The sequence below is a fragment of the Rhodoferax sp. ZS1R8 genome (genome assembly GCF_056521325.1).
This window is the reverse complement of sequence record NZ_JBWMBA010000174.1, coordinates 1-1,080: the sequence shown is the minus strand read 5'-3', so window position 1 is coordinate 1,080 and position 1,080 is coordinate 1. Positions and strand designations below refer to the sequence as shown.

The window sequence follows — 1,080 nt, the reverse complement described above, 5'->3', positions numbered from 1 at the left end:
TACAGTCGTGTTCCTGCAGCTGCTCCGGGGTCTGTGGTGTGCCACGGCGCGCCAGGTACTGGGGCGCAGCAAAGATACCAAAGCTTGCGTCTTCCAGCTTGCGTGCTACCAGACGGGAATCTGTGGGCGCACCCCCGCGTATTGCCAGGTCGTAGCCGTCTTCAACAAAGTCGATGTTGCGATTGCTCAGATCCAACTCGACCTTGACCTTGGGGTACTGGGCCATGAACCGGGGCAACGCGGGCAACACGCGGTAATGCCCATACGTGGTGGGCATGGATATGCGCAGCAGGCCCGAAGGCTCAGCCTGGCGGCCGTTGATGGCGCGCTCGGCGTTTTCGATCTGCGCCAACGCCTGGCGGCATTGCTCAAAGTACGCACGGCCCTCCTCGGTCAAGCGCATCAGGCGTGTGGTGCGGGTAAAAAGCTTGGCACCCAGGCGCTCTTCCAGCCGCCCCACCGAACGGCTCACCGCGGCGGCGGTAGCGCCCAGTGCTTGGGCTGCAGCGGTAAAGCCGTGCAACTCGGCCGCTTTGCAAAACATCTCGATACTGCCCAACTGCACAGGGTCAAAACTGCGGCTCATAGTTACACCATGTAATTAGTAAATGTTGTTTTTATCAGTTTATCTACTTTCAATCAGGCAATACAGTGCAGGCCTGCCCGTAACACTCTCCTTTTTGATTGGAAACACGTATGACCGCACCCAAACGCATTTTGATGATTGCCACCTCCAACACCGTCATGGGCGCCAGCGGCAAACCCACCGGCATCTGGGCCGATGAACTGGCCGTGCCCTATTACCAGCTGATGGACGCTGGCGTCGAGGTGGTGTTGGCATCTCCGCTGGGTGGGCCCATCACGCTGGACCCCGGCAGCCTGAAGCCCGCAGGCGAAAACGACCCGCTGGTGGAGCGCTTTTTGGCCGACCCCGTGGCGCAGGCCATTGCCAAAACAACCCGCGTGGCGGCAGATATGGACGCCGGTGCATTTGACGCCGTGTTCTTCCCCGGCGGCCACGGCACCATGTGGGACCTGCCCACAGACGCAGGCGTGACCCGCGCGGTGGAAACGGCATTT

Annotated in this window: 2 protein-coding genes; one reads left to right on the top strand and one right to left on the bottom strand. The window is 60.7% G+C overall.

Features of this window, described 5'->3' with window-relative positions:
• The coding region (locus tag AC097P_RS24770; protein WP_479613069.1) for a substrate binding domain-containing protein at nucleotides 1-586 on the bottom strand (586 nt) is incomplete at its 3' end.
• 110 nt (nucleotides 587-696) lie between these two features.
• Here AC097P_RS24770 and AC097P_RS24765 point away from each other — a divergent pair.
• Nucleotides 697-1,080, top strand: a 384-nt coding sequence (locus AC097P_RS24765; protein WP_479613068.1) for a type 1 glutamine amidotransferase family protein, incomplete at its 3' end; no start/stop codon positions are given.